Genomic DNA, 16,165 nt, shown 5'->3' with positions numbered 1-16,165 from the left:
ACGCCGTGTTGAAGATTAACCTCAAACCTACAATATGGCGCAGTCACGGCGTAGTAAAATTATATCATAAATTGTTTATTGTTTGCAATATTGTGTTTTAGCGCCATAACCACCTTAATCTTTGACTTCAAAAATAGTGCCTTCGTTTCGACTCATCGTTGCTGTCATGGCTCCGGTTGTTGCCATAAATGGAATAATAGCATTACTGTATTCGTGCATGAACCGTGCAAAATCATGATTCCAAGAAATAATTGCAACGTACAAAAGAAGAAATTCGACTGCTGTAGATATTGCCCACTTAAGAATCCAAATAAGCGTTTTTTTAATAAGTTTTATAGAGTCCTTGCTCATGAGTTGTTTCCCTTCCAATTTGCTGTTTTGTTCGTGAGCATTGTAGCTAATTCATGTACATTGCTTCTCGTTCGTATGTATTTTGTATTTCTAGTATAAATATTGCAATTCTTTGCAGCAATATGATGTACTCAAAACTCAGTACTCAATATTGCGCGGAAAATGTTTGTAATTAGACTTAAAGCAACGCACAAATGTGCTGCGAATATAAGTTGTGAATATGTTACAAATACAAGGAGACACAAACATGAGTAGCGCAAATATGGGTAGTGTAAGCATGAGTGATTTTGGCATAAACTCTTGGCAGCCAGAAGATAACGTAAACAAAATAGGAAATGTTAGTGAAAATAGCATTAATCAAATTCAAAAGCAGGAAGATAACTTTGCGGAAAATAGTAGCGATGGGCTTTCACAAGATGAAATTGATGAATTAGCTAAGCAATTAGAAGAATTCTTTACAAAATATATTGTGCTAGAAAATGGCTCTTTTGTTGTAAAAGAGGATGCTATTATTGCAGACGGTTATGGCGATCACATAGAATATTTTCGCAATGCTGCAAAAGGATTAAATCTTTCAATGGAAGATCAGCAATAAGCTTAAATCCTTAAAGTCTTAAATCTTTAAAAATCGCTTTCATCAATAGGGTGACCTTGTGGACGCTTTATTACTCGCCACAGAATCACTAATGTTAAAACGCCATTTGCAATTCCGTAGTAATAAATCCAAGGAACGTGAATAAGCCCACAAATAAAGCATGTAATAATATTTATTAAATTATTTGAGTAATTGTTGAGTATTTGATTATTTTGTGATTCGACTTTTTTGCGCTCTCGCTCAAGAGTCATTATGTAATCTTTGTTGTTTTCTATATTCTCAACATCACTACTTATGCTGTTAGCGCCCGCGCCGCTAAGCTTAGATATATTATTTTCTATATACGCATTTTTTGCTTTAATAACGCTTTTGAGCAAGAAAAAATATGCACAAGAATACATTGCAACAGAAAGAAGTCCTAGAACAAGCCACAAAGCGAAAAAGTCAAAGCTACGCATAAAAGCAGCTGCTGAGGCAAACGCCATCGCAGCTACTTCTGCGGAGTGCAATACTACTAGTCGTTTTTTCATATAATCCTGCTGCAATCATTATTAAAAATAAATTTTCAACGCAACCAAAAGTCACATATTGTCACTCATTATAATCACATTTGATTTACATGCATTACTTGTAATCATTTATTACTACACGATTTGCTCTATTTTGCGCATGCTTATAAAGTAGAATGTAAGAAAAGTAGCATAAGATTGCAAGAAAGCCATTATGCAAAAAACGTATGCAATAGTAGATAACGACACATTAGTTTTAGCGGTTATGCAAAACGTGCTCAGCAAGCTTTTGCCAAGCGAGTACGAGTGCAAATGGTGCGTAAAATCAGGCGTGCAAGCTTTGAAATATTGCCAAGTAGCAAAAACTACTCCAGATTATATTCTGATAGATATGTCAATGAAAGACATGTCTGGAGTAGACGTAATACGCGCAATTCGTGAGAAAAACAACAGCATTATTTTAATTGGCATGACTTCTTACGATTGTAGATCCTACGCTTCTATGGTTTCGCAAGTTGGCGGGCAAGCGATGGTTGCTAAAGACAATTTCAAAGGGCTAGCAGAAGCTTTGCAATATTGCGATAAGCAGAATGTGTATGGCTGCCGTTGCGTTAAAGACGTTGTTTACGATTTTGCTACTCCGCAAGAATCTTTTATTAGGCTTTCTAAATCAAGATCGCGCAGCGTTTTGCCGCCTCAAGAACTAAAAATTATGGATCTGCTTGCTAAAGGGTACACAACGAATCAGATTGCGTCTCAACTTGGTCTTATGCCAAACACTATTAACACGCATATTCATAGAATTTACAAAAAATTACATGTTTCTAACCGAGTGCAAGCAATATCCGCGTTTGCTGCAATGCAAAATCGTGAGCAAAATAGCAATATGCAATATTTTAATGATTCGCCGCAGAATCATCCGAATCTTTTGCAAGAAACGGATAACGCATGTTAATGAAAACATTTTCGCGCGTTATTGAGTTGGTTAAAAGCTGGAAAATTCAACGAACTTTATTCATAATATTGGCGATTCTTGTAGTGTCAATGGATGTGCAATCTTGCAATACAGCTGGTTTGTGGCATAATCCATTACAATCTGTGTGCCAATACGTTTGGATGTTCGCAATATTTCTTTTGATTGCTTTTCCTCGTCAAATATCCCTCGTAACTCCGATTTTATATTGCGTAACGTTAGCAGTACCAGGCGTAAATGCAACTTGCTTTCTTTTTTCATTGATCGCTAGCATGTTTGTTGCAGGCTTTTACGATTCGTGGAAGTATTTGCTTTGTGCGTACATAGTTTCGCTGAATATTATGTACTTTGCAAAAATTGCGTACATTCCGCTTACTTTCCCTTGTTTTATTCTTATTTCCATGATTTGTGGCTACGCTTTGCGCAAGTATTTGAACATGTTGGAGGAAAATAATCGCGCAAAAATGGATATTGTGCGCAGTGAGTTCCAGTCTTATATTGCTTCTGTTGCATTGCAATTGCACGACGATGTGAACAATGAGATTACGGATATTACATTGCTTGCGACTGATGCTTTGTATACCGAGAAAAGTGATCATACAAAAGAGTCGCTAGAGCAGATTGTTGAGCATTCTCGTAATGCGCTTTCTAAAACGCGACTTGTTATTAATCTACTTGAACAAGCTGAGCATAAGTATGATGATTCTTTAGATTCAAATATTGCCAGCACGCAGTTTATTTATAGTTCTAATAGCAATAATCGCATAAGTTTGACTGATTTCTTATGCAATATTCGCGCACGCTTACAGGCTGAACGTAAGATTTGCGAGCAGCTTGGGTACTATGGCTCTCTAACAGTGAATGATAAAAGTTCGGGGAGTGGTGATTTTACTGCATCTGCAACTATTAGTACTGAAAAAGCTCAATGTGCTATTCGCATGTGCAGCGAGCTGCTTACTAATATTCGTAAGCATTGCAATACTAGCGTTGATTTTTCTATGAACGTTACGGTTGATAAGCGCGAATGCAGAATAATGTGCATGAATTCGATTTCGACGTTGAATAAGTTTGGCGAAAGACTTGTTTTTGGCAAAGGTCTACTATTCCACAAAAAATCTGTGGAACGTTTAGGTGGATCTTTAAACGCGCAAAAAGATGACGACACTTGGCTGGTCAATGTTGTTATTCCGCTAAACTAGTATCAATCAGACTCTTGCGTTATCGTGGCAAAAATCGCAAATCTAACAGAATCTGCCACGATAACTCCATAAGTACGCCTCTATTTAAAAATAATTCCAAAACGGAAATATTCTTAAATGTTGATTGTTGAGAACATACAAACTGCTAATAGTAAAAGTTTTTTAAAAGTTTTCTAAAAGCACTATCGTTAAAAATAGGTACGCTTATTTGTGTAGATAAAATCTGCACGCTAGTATGTTGGTAATTTACAAAACGAGAATCACGAGGAGGTGCTTATTATGACTAATCCTTTGCGCGGTATACGAGAAGAAGATATCGTCAAGTATTTTAAAGATCACAATCTTTCAGTTGATAAGACGTATGTATTTACAATGAAATACGACCCTTGGTGGAAAGATTTAATCAAACTATTTTTGTTACCTAAATTATTCTATGTAGCGCAAGGCGTTGTTGCGCGTATTATTGCTGCCACTAATAATGAGTTTATTATTGTTAATCCGAATGTCATTTTAGGCTCGGGTAATCTAGCTAAATTAGACGATAAGTATCTTCGTCGTATTGCGTGGAATCAACTCACTAATTTTGAAGTTATAAGTAAACCAACAACTCAAATAATTCGTTTTACTGCGAATGGCAAAACCGAAGAATGGAGTGTGCCAACGGAAAGTGCTAGCGTATGGCACTTTAATGTGTACAATCTTGATAATTTGAGAAAAACAATACAATCGCACATCTCTTGATAAGCGGATTCCAAAACAAGATATCATATATTGTATGAACACTACTTACGCAATTGTTGATAATGACACGCTTGTATTGCGATATATGCAACTTCTTCTTAAAAGTCGTTTGCCTGAAAACTTTGTTTGTGCATGGATGTGTTCTTCTACAAAACAAGCTATTCATCGTTGCGTTGCAGAGAATACTCCTGACGTACTTTTAGTAGATATGTCAATGAGAGAAATGAGTGGTGTTGATGTAATTAAGGCAATTCGCGAGCGCAATAGCAATATTGTTTTAATTGGCATTACTTCCTACATGCTAGATGAATACGTATTGCAAGTTGCTAAGTCGGGTGGTCAAGCGCTAGTACATAAAGACAATTTAGCAGACGTAGTTGCAGCCATCCAATCGCGCGCAACAAGCTACGGTTGCCCAGAATTGCCACAATATATTGACTATTTTCACACTCCGCAAGAATCATTTAATATGATTTCTCAACTTCCGAAGACTTCAGTTTTGTCTCCTCAAGAATCGGAAATTATGCGCTTGTGCAAACAGGGATCTTCTACGAAAGAGATTGCAGATCAGCTTAATGTGAAAGTTTCAACAGTCAACACGCATTTACGGCGTATTTATGGAAAACTTCAAGTTAAAAGTCGCATGCAGGCGCTCGCTGCGCTCGCAAAATACTCGCATGACATATAACGTGTAAGAAATTAACGTGTAAAAGTAGGTAGTTATGAAATTATTAATGCGTATGATCAATTTTTTGCCGCATGATGCTTGGCAGAAAATTGGAATTGGTGCAATCATAAGTTGTACTTTGATTCTTGAAATTTGTTCCTATAATAATCTTCATTACTACTCTAATTGGCATGCAATTACAGTTGAAATAGTATGGATTGTAATATGCTTATGTATTGCAATATGGCCACGTAAGGCATCTTTTATTGTGCTCATTTGGATGCCGTTGGTAATTGTTGCACCCAATATCAACTATTCATCTATGATGCTTACCATATTGATTTGTTTGGCAATTGCTGTAATTACTCAACCTTGGTACACCGTGCTTGCTTCTTGCGGAGTATCTTCATGGCTCTTTATTATATGCGATTTTCAAAACGCTTATGTGTTGGGGTGGTGGCTTCTTATCACTCTTATTTCTAGCGCAATCGTAAAATACTATATTTCTACTATTCACCAACAGCAGGAACAGTTATTTGCACAGCGTTACAACGTTTTTCAAAAATATGCCACTATTGCCGCAATTCGCATGCACGATGAAGTAACTAATGAGCTTTCCAGCATTATGATGATGGCTCAACAATCTATTGAACCTCAAACGACTCATGACCAAGAGCATGAAAATTCGCGAGAGATTCTTCAACGTGCTACTACAGCTGTTCATAGAGCACGTAATATCATTTCTCTTCTTGACAATGCTACAACTGCAAGCACTGGCGATGCTATGCAATCGACTACATGTTATAAAGATTTTTGCACAGGCTTACGCGTTTTATTTGATGGTGAGCAAAAGTCATTTGAGAAGCTTGGCTATATTGGTTCCATTGATTTGAACAGTGATTTAGTTGCTGAAGATTCGAGATCAGCGCATTTGCCTTTTGAAGAATGTGCTCAAATTGAATATATTTGCCGAGAACTACTTGCAAACGTAAAAAAGCATGCTGCAAAGCCTAAAGAATACGCCATGAATGTAATGCTTAATGACCATGAATGTCATATTACGTGTATAAATAGTGCGCAACGCGGTATTCTTGCTAACTTGCAATTAGGATATGGACTGCGTTTTCATAAGATGCTTGCGGAACGGGCTGGTGGAACTTTTAAAGTTATTGAAGATGACGATTCGTGGATTATTAATGTACACGTTCCGCTTCATGTAGAGAAATAGCCATTATGCAAGAATAATTAATTATTGTGCTTTCTTGCGATTTAATCGAGTATTTGGACGCTTTTCAATCGAGTATTTGGACGCGCCTTTGTGCAGCAGATGCAAGTAAGCGGTTAATATGTGATGCAGAATGCTGTTTCGTTGCTATTTTATATCGAGTTATCGTGGCAAAAATTGCAAATCTAGCAAAAACTGTCACGATAACTCGGTTTTTGTGTTTTATAAGTCCTGTAACGCAATTCTTTTATCTTCTGCAGACTGCTTAGATGACTTATCGTCCTTTTTAAGAGAATGCGCATAGCGAATAAGACTTCTTGCGATAAAGAACACTAAAGCACATATAGCAAGTGCGATAAGAATGTCAATTATCGGACCAAATAATGCATAGCTCATGATTCATCCTTTCTTTTTCTATATTCGTTTATGAGTGTTCGAGCTGTGTCAACATCGTATTTATCGTCAATAGCAAGACTCTTTACTAAAAGAACGAACGGGTCTTCTGGTTCATTGTCGCTTATTTGAATTTTTTCAATGAGCCTGTTAAGCCTGATTCTCATCGTTGGGTAAGAGACTTGATACATTTGCGACATTTCTTTTAACGATCCAGACGATAATACAAAGTTCTTTATAAACGACATGTCTTCGTCTGTGAGATTAGCCATCCATCTTGGAATATGATCCATATCACCCCTTTCTTCAGCCTATAAACTTTAATTAAATTAAACTTTTATTAAAAATATTAAAGTTGCTGTATGAGTTTGTCAAGAATAAACATGGGAAATATGGCACAAAGCGACATTTTTATGTCGCCAAAATTGTCGTTTTGTCGCAAAAATAATAAAGATATATATTTACGTAACATATGAGAAGATGAAGTTATCGTGACAAAAATTGCAAATCTTATAAAAACTGACGCGATAACGCGTGATTTCGGCTGCGCGATATAGTACGTAACTATTGTCGCGCAATCAGTTAAAAAACATTGTTTGTGCGTCAACGAAGTTGATGATTGTTTTAGCATGACGAGGATTGTAAGAAGTTGGATGTTTTGTAAACAACATAAATATTTTCTTATAATCGCTATTTTTTGCATTCTCAACTAAAGTTGCGCGCTGCAACAACTTGCTCACTGCTTCAGCTTCGTTAAGATTATTACGCCACTTACATTCTGCAATAAGAAGCTGCTTGTTAATATCGTCTTCTGCAACAATATCAATATCGGTTTGCTCACGAGCAATAGGATCCGCACCCCACCATTTACCTAACTTAGTTGGCAAAAAGTCCATTCCGTCAACTTTGCATTGGTGCACAATCCACTGTTCGCACATTTTCTCAAACTGTTGACCTACAAAAGTACTAAACGCTTCATGCTCACCGCCAAGAACACTACTTGCGGCAGCGTGTGAAAGTTCGCGTTCGATCAATCCTTTATTAGGCGCTACAAACCTATACCAATACGCAAAGAATGGGTCACAAATCTGCCATAATCCTTTTTTGCAATGAAGTGGATTCATGCCAAATGGAATATTTCTTTCAATTAATCCAAGGCCTTCTAATGTTTTCAAATACACGTTCACTGATGTAGCTGGCAATCCAATGCGATCCGATATTAAAGTCGGAGTATTGCATCCCGTAGCAAGAGCATTTAGCACACTATTGTATGTTGAAGGATCGCGCAATTCCTGGCGCATGAGCATGTCTGGTTCAGCGTACAAAATTCCCGAAATGTTAAAGCATAATTGCTCAAGATTTTCCGCAAACGAAGACTTATTATCTAACTGCTCTATATAGTATGGTGTTCCTCCAAGGGATGCAAAATAGTTGATTTTATCTTCCCAAGTAGCATTATTTGGCATAAGCTCAGATGCTTCAAAAAGATTAAATGGTTGCAAGCGAATCTGTGCGGTACGTCTTCCATAAAGCGGACTCTTTTTGCCAAGCACTTCACTTTCCATGAATCCTTCGTTACTGCCGCACAAAATAAGAGTCATGTTCGCGTTTTTAAATTTATGATCTATTGCGACTTGGAATGTTGACGCTAAGGATTTATCTGCTTGAGCTGCGTACGGAAATTCGTCGAAAACTAGAATAAGTGGAGATTTAGGAGCATTCTGGTCTACGGCGTTAGATTGTTGCGCAACAAAATCGAGAGCGTCGTTCCAATTATTAAACGATCCTGTAGTTGACGGTAGATTGAAGAAGTCGTACACAGTGCGCGAGAAATCACGCAAATTCTCGATATTAGTTTGCTCGCGAGCAGTAAAAAGTATTGCGTGCTTATTTTTACAGAATTGTGAAATAAGCGAAGTTTTTCCTATTCGTCTTCGACCATAAACTATTGCCATCTGGAACGAGTGTTTGCTGTTCTCATATAATTTTTCAAGTACTTGTAACTCGTCTTGTCTGCCAACAAAAACCATATTCCACCTGCCGTTACGCCAATAATTGCAATACTTTTCAGCGCATCTTATTGCTGCTGAATCTGCACTCTAGTTAATATAATCGCGATTATTATAATCATAATTATAATAATCTAAATTATATTATTTTTCAATATGCTCAACGCAATCATGCGTTATCGTGACAGTTTTTGCTAACTAGAATAAGTCGTCATGAGATCCTAAGCGTAGGAATATAATGCAATCTTCTTTAACTTGATACAACAGTAGAACATCTCGCAGATAGATTGGACTATAAAATGGCGGTTTAGGCATTGCGCATCAGCTCAGCAAAATCGTCAACAGTACCTGCAGCTATTGGTTTTTCTTTCATAGCTTCATCAATAGAGTGCTCATATGGAGAACTTTCAAGTGAAAATGGGAAACGTTGCGTATTTACAATCTGATACAAAAATAGGTTGACTGCTGAACTCATATCAAGACCATAATGTTCAAGAACTTGCGATGCACTATCTCGTATTTCTGGATTAACTCTTACACTTAATCTGCCTGTTTTAACCGTTTTTGTAGAAGTCATGTCGTTTCCTTTAAGCTTAGAATCATAAATTTGTTATTCGTGCTTTGCTTTATTGTAGCAGACATGTAGCACCCAACGTAATGCCAAAGTAGCGCCATTGTGTACACAATTATTACAAAATAACAAGTTATCATGGCAAAAATTGCAAAATTGTATCCTGCAGGATAAAATATTTTTATGGAGATACTTAAAACAGATGAGTATCGCAATTGGATGAGAAAATGGTAAATATAAGTAAATGGGATGCGAGTGAGTATCTTGAGAACGATGATGATGTTATTGCGTATCTCAATGCTGCAGCAGAACTTAACGATCCTCGCTTGTTGCAAGCTGCTATAGGTGATATTGCAAAAGCTCGAGGAATGAAAGAGATTGCTCAAAAAGCTGAGGTTGGAAGGGAAAGCCTTTACAAAAGCTTAAGACGAGACGGCAATCCTAGTTTTCAAACTATTGCGAAGGTTGTTCAAGCGTTGGGTGGACGTATTGCAATAGAACCAGCAAATGCGTGACGCACATAGTTATCGTGGCAAAAATTGCAAAATTAGCAAAAACTGCCACGATAACTCAGTAAGTACGCGGATATTTAAAAATAGTTCCAAAACGGAAATATTCTTAAATAATTAAATAAAAAAGGTTGCTTATGAAAGTGCATAAGCAACCTAATTAATTAGTAAAGCGACTAGCGACTAGAAATCCCAATCGTCGTCGTCGGTTTCAACAGACTTGCCCATAATGTAGCTGGAACCAGAGCCAGAGAAGAAGTCGTGATTTTCGTCGGCTGCAGGAGAAAGAGCCGCAAGAATCTCAGGGCTTACGTGAGTTTCTTCTTCGCTGTACTTAGCAGGATAGCCAAGGTTCATCAAAGCCTTGTTAGCGTTGTAACGCACGAAGTCAAAAACGTCATCGTGGAAGTCAAATCCTTCGTAAATCTGACCAGAATACTCAACTTCCAAATCATACAAAGTATCAAGCAAGTTCATAGTGAACTTTTCAAGATTCTTCTTGTCGTTCTCGCTTCTAAGCTCCAAACCGCGCTGGAACTTGTAGCCAGAATAGTAGCCGTGAATCGCCTTATCTCGCAAAATCAAGCGAATCATATCGGCAGTATTCATCATCTTGCCGCGGGAAGCAAAATAAAGCGGAAGGTAGAAACCTGCGTAAAGAAGCAACGAAGAAAGCATAGTTGCAGCAATCTTACGCTTAAGTGGATCTTCGCTCTCATACTCGCAAAGCACGGTTGTAACTCGCTGCTGCAAAACGTCGTTTCCAACAGCCCAACGGTAAGCCTCGTCAATCTCCTCGCTAGAGCAAAGAGTGGAGAAAATAGAGGAGTAGGAGCGCGCGTGAATCGACTGCATAAAAGCAATATTCGTGTAAATAGCCTGCTCGTGCTCCGTGCGTGCGTGCTCAATCTGGCAAAGTTCGCCAATAGTTGCCTGGCTGGTATCAAGCAAAGTTAAGCCTGTAAAAACGCGAGTAGTTGTCTTGCGTTCAAGATCGGTGAGGGAACGCCAAGAAGGAATATCGTTGCTCAGCGGAACCTTTTCAGGAAGCCAGAAGTTAGCAATAAGACGATTCCAAACGTCCAAATCCTTGTCGTCAACAATATTATTCCAATTAACTGGGCGCACGCGAGATCCGTGATGATAGCGGTATTGAGCTGGGGTGATGGAATCTGCCATCATAGCGTCGTCTGCGATTACGCGGTTCGTGCCGAAAGGCTTATCTAAGCTACTGCGAAGTTCTGTTGGATCGAGCGCAGTTGGGCTGAGTTCTGTCATAATTACTCCTGATTCTGTGTTTACGTTTTATAAAATTTTTAAGTTTTTGATTTAATTTGCGAAAGATTTACAACCATAAGGTTTACAGCGTGCAGCTTACGCAACCCTCGATTTCTGTACCTTCCAAAGCCTTCTGGCGAATACGAATGTAGTAAAGAGTCTTAATACCCTTACGCCACGCGTAAATCTGAGCTTTGTTCAAATCGCGAGTAGTCGTAGTGTCTGGGAAGAACAAAGTAAGAGACAATCCCTGATCTACATGCTGAGTTGCCTCCGCGTAAGTGTCAATAATTGCCTTCCAACCAATCTCGTAAGCATCCTTAAAGTACTGCATATTGTCATTCGTCATGTATGCAGCAGGGTAGTAGACGCGGCCAACTTTGCCCTCTTTGCGAATCTCAATGCGAGAAGCAATCGGGTGTATTGAACTCGTGGAATGGTTTATGTACGATATGGAACCAGTTGGAGGAACAGCCTGCAAATACTCGTTGTAAATGCCATCGCGCAAAATCTCGTCGCGCAATTGCTCCCAATCCGAAACGGTTGGAATTGCAACGTTAAAACGAGCAAACAAATCGCGAACCTTTTGAGTTTTAGGCTCAAGCGAGCGGCTGCCATCAGTGTACTTATCGAAGTAGTTGCCTTTTCCTGCAGGCTTAGCGTAAGCGCTAGTCTTAAAGCTTGCAAAAGCAGTCCCGCGCTCTACAGCCAAAGCGTGAGAAGCCTTATAAGCGTGGTAAGCAACCGTCATAAAGTACATGTCTGTAAAGTCAAGAGCTTCCTCGCTTCCGTACTGCATGTGCTCGCGAGCAAGGAAACCGTGCAAATTCATTTGACCCAAGCCAATAGCATGGCCCTCTGCGTTTCCGCGACGAATCGAAGGCACGGAATCAATCGAAGTATGCTCCGAAACAGACGTGAGCGCGCGCACAGCCAAATCAACGCTTGTACCCAAGTCACCGTCCATCGCCTTAGCAATATTAAGCGAGCCAAGATTGCAAGAAATATCGCGACCAACGTGGCTATAAGACAAGTCGGCGTTATAAGTGCTTGCTTCTTGAGTTTGCAAAATCTCGGAGCACAAGTTGCTCATAGTAATGCGGCCTTCAATAGGATTTGTGCGATTTACAGTATCTTCAAACAAAATGTAAGGGTAGCCAGACTCAAACTGAATCTCCGCAAGCGTCATAAAGAATTCGCGAGCATCAATGTACTTCTTGTGAATGCGAGGATTTGCAACCATCTCATCGTAATGCTCAGTAACAGAAATGTCTGCAAAAGGCTTGCCATATTCGCGCTCAACGTCGTAAGGGCTAAACAAAGCCATCTTTTCCTTACGCTTAGCAAGCTCAAAAGTAATATCTGGAATCACAACACCCAAAGAAAGCGACTTAATACGAATCTTCTCGTCCGCGTTCTCGCGCTTAGTGTCAAGGAAACGCATAATATCTGGGTGGTGAGCGCTAATATACACGGCACCAGCGCCCTGACGAGCGCCAAGCTGATTAGCATAAGAGAATGAATCTTCCAAAAGCTTCATAACAGGCACAACGCCACTCGACTGATTTTCGATGCGCTTAATAGGAGCACCAAGCTCGCGCAAATTCGTAAGAAGCAGAGCCACGCCGCCGCCGCGCTTAGAAAGCTGCAAAGCAGAGTTAATTCCGCGTGCAATAGACTCCATATTATCTTCCAAACGCACGAGGAAGCAGCTCACAGCCTCTCCGCGCTGAGCTTTACCAAGATTCAAGAACGTTGGAGTGGCTGGCTGGAATCGACCTGCAAGCATCTCGTCCAAATAGTTGAGCGCTGCTTTTTCGTCTCCGTCTGCAAGTTCCAAAGCGACTGCAGCTGCGCGCTGAGCGAAGTTTTCCAAATATTGCTTGCCGTCGAAAGTCTTCAAAGCGTAAGAAGTGTAGAACTTAAAAGCACCCAAGAATGTGCCAAAAGTGTGGTGAGCAGATTCCGCGTGCTCGTAGAACTTATCTAGAAACTCGCTGCTATACTTGCCGAACACGTTTCCGTTGTAGTAGTAGTTGCTAATCAAATAGTTCAAGCGCTCATGAGTTGAAGCAAACTTCATGCTGTGTTCTTGCACGTAACCCGAAACGTAAAGCTTTTCTGCTTCCTGATCTTTATCAAACTGAATACCTTTTTCTGGGTCGAAAAGACCGAGCATAGCGTTAAGAACGTGGTAGTCGCGGCTGTTGCGAATGCGCTCTGCTGTGCTGCTAGCAGTGTTGGTGTCGTCAGTGTGATCAAGATTAAGCGAAGTAGATTCGCTCATCGGATCCGTGCTATTCATGGTGTTTATTCCTTTCCTCGTGCGTTAGTTTTGCTTTTCAAACGCTGTTTTTTGTTGATTTTGTTGATTTTGTTTATTTGTTTATTTCGTTTCTTCTGTTTCTTTTAATTGCCTTAAAAATTTTGGTATTCCCTGCGCTACTTTTTCTATATCTTCTGCAGTTCCTGTAAGTTCAAACGAATACATATTTGGGATTGCGCATTTTCCAGCGATTTGACCGCCTGCAGCGCAATATGCATCTCCAAAATTCGTATTTCCAGAAGATATTACGCCGCGAATAAACGAACGATTTTCGCGATTATTTAGGAATTTGCGCACTTGCATTGGTATTGCTTTAGATATGTTTCCTCCGCCGTAAGTCGGTACAATCAAAACGTATGGCTCGCGCACGTGCAATTCTGGCTCTTTTGGTCGAAGCGGTATGCGATATACGTTCACATTGTTGCTTGGAAAATCGCAATTTTTCACGAATCGTAGTGTGTTTTCGGAGACGGAAGAAAAATAGACTACAGCTCCGATTGATTCGCCTTGTGCGCGCGCTTCTGGCTCGCTTGGTTGTGACATATTTTCTTGATCACACATTTTTATGCTTCTTGATTGCTTTGATTATTTTGATTGTTGATTGTTTATTCTTGATTGTTGATTGCTTTAATTATTTTTATTGCTTTGATTTTCGTCTTCTAGTTGGCTTGCGATTTGCGCAATCAAATCTGGGCGATACCCACTCCACGACGAGTTTGGAGTAATCACCACTGGCGCTTGGCGATATCCTGCTGCGCGCAATTGGTCTAAAGTAGAAGGGCTTTGAGTTAAATCTACTGTTTCAAAATTCACGCCTAGCTTAGTGAATTGACGCTTTGTGGCATCGCACTGCGGGCAATGTGGCTTTGTGAAAACTGTAATAGTCACGGTTCGTCTCCCTTCGTTATGTGGTGTTTAAATCTTTTTGTTTGATGATTATTTAAGTTTGTGCTTTTTGGCACGATTTAACAGTCTACTACCACTTAACACTATTTATAGTGGCGTGTTGTATGTCTAATCCCTATATTTAGTGTGCCCAAATTTTTGGCTATCACGCGTGTCTATAAGATTTAAGCGGTATTTATGTTTTTTTTAATAGCGACTAATAAAAGTAAAAATGTAATCTTTATCACAAAATCGCGATTAACGCGTGGGTTATGTCGTAGGTTTTGTGATCGTATGAATGACGCTTGTGCATATAGGTAGATAAACTTAAAAAAGTGTGTTTTGATTGGTTAAGTGTTAAAAATAAAGCAATCATAAAATAATAAAACGGTTATAAATATTACGGTTATAAATATTAAAAGATAGAGGTGTCATTATGACGGAAGCCCAGGCAAATATTGGCGTTGTTGGTTTAGCGGCTATGGGGTCGAATTTAGCGAGAAATCTTGCACATCACGGTAATACAGTTGCTGTTTACAATCGTCATTATTCACGCACCGAAACTTTAATGAATGAGCACGGCAGTGAAGGTGCTTTCGTTCCTGCTAAAACTGTTGAAGAATTTGTGTCTTCGCTTAAGCGCCCACGCACTGCAATCATTATGGTAAAAGCTGGTGCTCCTACAGACGCTGTTATTGAAGAGCTTGCAAACGCTATGGAGCCAGGAGATATTATTGTTGACGGCGGAAACTCCTACTTTGAAGACACAATTCGCAGAGAGCGTAACATTCGCGCGCGCGGTCTTCACTACGTTGGTTGCGGTGTTTCTGGTGGCGAAGAAGGCGCTTTGCGCGGTCCTTCTATGATGCCAGGTGGCACGGAGGAGTCTTGGAAGACTCTTGGCCCTATTTTAAAGTCGATTGCAGCTGTTGCAGAAGGTGAGCCTTGCGTAACCCATATTGGCACTGATGGCGCTGGCCACTTTGTAAAGATGGTTCACAACGGTATTGAGTACTCAGATATGCAACTTATTGCCGAAAGCTACGATTTAATGCTTCGCGGCTTGGGTATGAAGTCTGAAGACATTGCAGATGTGTTTAGCGAGTGGAATAAGGGCGAGCTTGATTCTTATTTGATTGAGATTACGGCGGATGTTTTGCGACAGAAGGATGCTAAGACTGGTAAGCCTTTGGTTGAGATGATGGTGGATCACGCTGGTATGAAGGGCACGGGTACTTGGACTGTGCAGTCTGCGCTTTCTCTCGGAATACCAGTTACTGGTATTGCTGAAGCTGTGTTTGCTCGCGGACTTTCAAGCCAAGTTGCTTTGCGTGAAGCTGCCGAAAGCCAAGGTTTGACTGGTCCAGATATGCATTTTGATTTTAGCGATTCTGAGCGCAAGGCGTTTATTGAGGATATTCGCCAAGCTTTGTACGCTTCTAAGATTGTTTCTTACGCTCAGGGATTCGACGAGATTGCAGCTGCTGCAATTGAGCATGATTGGAAGATTGACCAGGCTGCTGTTGCTCGCATTTGGCGAGGTGGATGCATTATTCGTGCGCAATTCTTAAACCGCGTTTCCGAGGCTTTTGAATCTGGGCAGGCAAGTGTTTCCTTGATTTTTGCTCCTTACTTTAAGGATGCTATTGAAAAGTCTCAGGCTGCTTGGCGCCGTGTTATTGCGCGCGCAGTTGAGCACGGGGTTCCTGTGCCAGCATTCTCTAGCTTGCTTGCATACTACGATGGCTTGCGTTCCAAGCGTTTGCCAGCTTCGCTTATTCAGGCTCAGCGCGATTTCTTCGGCGCTCACACTTACGGTCGTATTGACGAGCCAGGAGTATTCCACACTTTGTGGGCAGAGCCTAATCGCCCAGAAGTAAAGCAGGATTAAATCAAAATAATATTTATAACTAACATGCCTTTGCATTATTATG

Annotated in this window: 18 protein-coding genes; 8 read left to right on the top strand and 10 right to left on the bottom strand. The window is 40.0% G+C overall.

All coding sequences use genetic code 11. The features are described 5' to 3' along the window. Positions 1–114: 114 nt before the first annotated feature. Positions 115–351: a hypothetical protein gene (locus tag HXT25_RS02335; protein ID WP_180946772.1), complete on the bottom strand. Its 237-nt coding sequence runs from the start codon at positions 349–351 to the stop codon at positions 115–117. Between the two features lie 247 nt (positions 352–598). On the opposite strand from HXT25_RS02335, the gene HXT25_RS02330 reads away from it, so the two are divergent. Then, positions 599–946: a hypothetical protein gene (locus tag HXT25_RS02330; RefSeq protein WP_004573685.1), complete on the top strand. Its 348-nt coding sequence runs from the start codon at positions 599–601 to the stop codon at positions 944–946. 26 nt (positions 947–972) lie between these two features. On the opposite strand, the gene HXT25_RS02325 is transcribed toward HXT25_RS02330, so the two are convergent. Then, positions 973–1,476 (bottom strand): hypothetical protein, encoded by a 504-nt coding sequence (locus HXT25_RS02325; RefSeq protein WP_014554325.1) that lies wholly within the window; start codon positions 1,474–1,476, stop codon positions 973–975. 193 nt (positions 1,477–1,669) lie between these two features. On the opposite strand from HXT25_RS02325, the gene HXT25_RS02320 reads away from it, so the two are divergent. The 5 genes from HXT25_RS02320 to HXT25_RS02300 all read left to right on the top strand — a co-directional run bounded on the left by HXT25_RS02320 (position 1,670) and on the right by HXT25_RS02300 (position 6,263). After that, a complete protein-coding gene (locus HXT25_RS02320; RefSeq protein ID WP_174190773.1) occupies positions 1,670–2,410 on the top strand; it encodes a response regulator transcription factor in 741 nt (246 codons plus the stop codon). After that, a complete protein-coding gene (locus HXT25_RS02315) occupies positions 2,404–3,627 on the top strand; it encodes a histidine kinase (RefSeq protein ID WP_116437011.1) in 1,224 nt (407 codons plus the stop codon). Before HXT25_RS02320 ends, HXT25_RS02315 begins: the two co-directional genes overlap by 7 nt. A 279-nt stretch (positions 3,628–3,906) precedes the next feature. Next, a complete protein-coding gene (locus tag HXT25_RS02310) occupies positions 3,907–4,368 on the top strand; it encodes a hypothetical protein (protein ID WP_004114257.1) in 462 nt (153 codons plus the stop codon). A 34-nt stretch (positions 4,369–4,402) separates the two neighbouring features. Next, complete coding sequence (locus HXT25_RS02305; RefSeq protein ID WP_248912085.1) at positions 4,403–5,056, top strand: response regulator transcription factor; 654 nt, start codon at positions 4,403–4,405, stop codon at positions 5,054–5,056. A 34-nt stretch (positions 5,057–5,090) separates the two neighbouring features. After that, positions 5,091–6,263, top strand: a complete 1,173-nt coding sequence (locus HXT25_RS02300) for an exodeoxyribonuclease V (protein WP_422118634.1) — start codon at positions 5,091–5,093, stop codon at positions 6,261–6,263. Between the two features lie 219 nt (positions 6,264–6,482). On the opposite strand, the gene HXT25_RS02295 is transcribed toward HXT25_RS02300, so the two are convergent. From HXT25_RS02295 to HXT25_RS02280, 4 genes are all read right to left on the bottom strand, one after another. Then, on the bottom strand, positions 6,483–6,656 hold the full coding sequence (locus tag HXT25_RS02295; protein ID WP_004110365.1) for a hypothetical protein: 174 nt from the start codon (positions 6,654–6,656) through the stop codon (positions 6,483–6,485). Continuing rightward, complete coding sequence (locus HXT25_RS02290; protein ID WP_004116156.1) at positions 6,653–6,946, bottom strand: DUF2089 family protein; 294 nt, start codon at positions 6,944–6,946, stop codon at positions 6,653–6,655. Before HXT25_RS02290 ends, HXT25_RS02295 begins: the two co-directional genes overlap by 4 nt. A gap of 285 nt (positions 6,947–7,231) precedes the next feature. Further along, positions 7,232–8,683, bottom strand: coding sequence for an ATP-binding protein (locus HXT25_RS02285; protein ID WP_246979540.1), 1,452 nt, complete (start codon positions 8,681–8,683; stop codon positions 7,232–7,234). Between the two features lie 286 nt (positions 8,684–8,969). Then, the gene (locus HXT25_RS02280; RefSeq protein ID WP_004114266.1) at positions 8,970–9,239 is read right to left on the bottom strand and encodes a type II toxin-antitoxin system RelB/DinJ family antitoxin; all 270 of its coding nucleotides are present in this window, start codon (positions 9,237–9,239) and stop codon (positions 8,970–8,972) included. A 221-nt stretch (positions 9,240–9,460) separates the two neighbouring features. Between HXT25_RS02280 and HXT25_RS02275 the strand changes: the two genes are divergently transcribed. Then, on the top strand, positions 9,461–9,748 hold the full coding sequence (locus tag HXT25_RS02275; RefSeq protein ID WP_009994045.1) for an addiction module antidote protein: 288 nt from the start codon (positions 9,461–9,463) through the stop codon (positions 9,746–9,748). Positions 9,749–9,925: 177 nt separating this feature from the next. Here HXT25_RS02275 and nrdF read toward each other — a convergent pair whose 3' ends face one another. The 4 genes from nrdF to HXT25_RS02255 form a co-directional block, all read right to left on the bottom strand. After that, complete coding sequence (gene nrdF, locus HXT25_RS02270) at positions 9,926–11,020, bottom strand: class 1b ribonucleoside-diphosphate reductase subunit beta (protein WP_004114270.1); 1,095 nt, start codon at positions 11,018–11,020, stop codon at positions 9,926–9,928. Positions 11,021–11,102: 82 nt separating this feature from the next. Beyond that, a complete protein-coding gene (nrdE, locus tag HXT25_RS02265; RefSeq protein ID WP_004138562.1) occupies positions 11,103–13,325 on the bottom strand; it encodes a class 1b ribonucleoside-diphosphate reductase subunit alpha in 2,223 nt (740 codons plus the stop codon). Positions 13,326–13,406: 81 nt separating this feature from the next. Continuing rightward, the gene (gene nrdI / locus HXT25_RS02260) at positions 13,407–13,907 is read right to left on the bottom strand and encodes a class Ib ribonucleoside-diphosphate reductase assembly flavoprotein NrdI (RefSeq protein ID WP_013399774.1); all 501 of its coding nucleotides are present in this window, start codon (positions 13,905–13,907) and stop codon (positions 13,407–13,409) included. A 66-nt stretch (positions 13,908–13,973) separates the two neighbouring features. After that, entirely contained in the window at positions 13,974–14,234 is a 261-nt protein-coding gene (locus HXT25_RS02255) for a glutaredoxin family protein (protein ID WP_004124343.1), read from the bottom strand. A gap of 433 nt (positions 14,235–14,667) precedes the next feature. Here HXT25_RS02255 and gndA point away from each other — a divergent pair, with 433 nt between their 5' ends. Further along, positions 14,668–16,122 (top strand): NADP-dependent phosphogluconate dehydrogenase, encoded by a 1,455-nt coding sequence (gene gndA / locus HXT25_RS02250; protein ID WP_004114276.1) that lies wholly within the window; start codon positions 14,668–14,670, stop codon positions 16,120–16,122. Positions 16,123–16,165: the final 43 nt, after the last annotated feature.

It is taken from the genome of Gardnerella sp. DNF00476, from assembly GCF_049262735.1.
Taxonomy (GTDB): domain Bacteria; phylum Actinomycetota; class Actinomycetes; order Actinomycetales; family Bifidobacteriaceae; genus Bifidobacterium; species Bifidobacterium vaginale.
The sequence above is the reverse complement of the archived record's forward strand: the minus strand, read 5'-3'. Positions and strand labels throughout refer to the sequence as shown.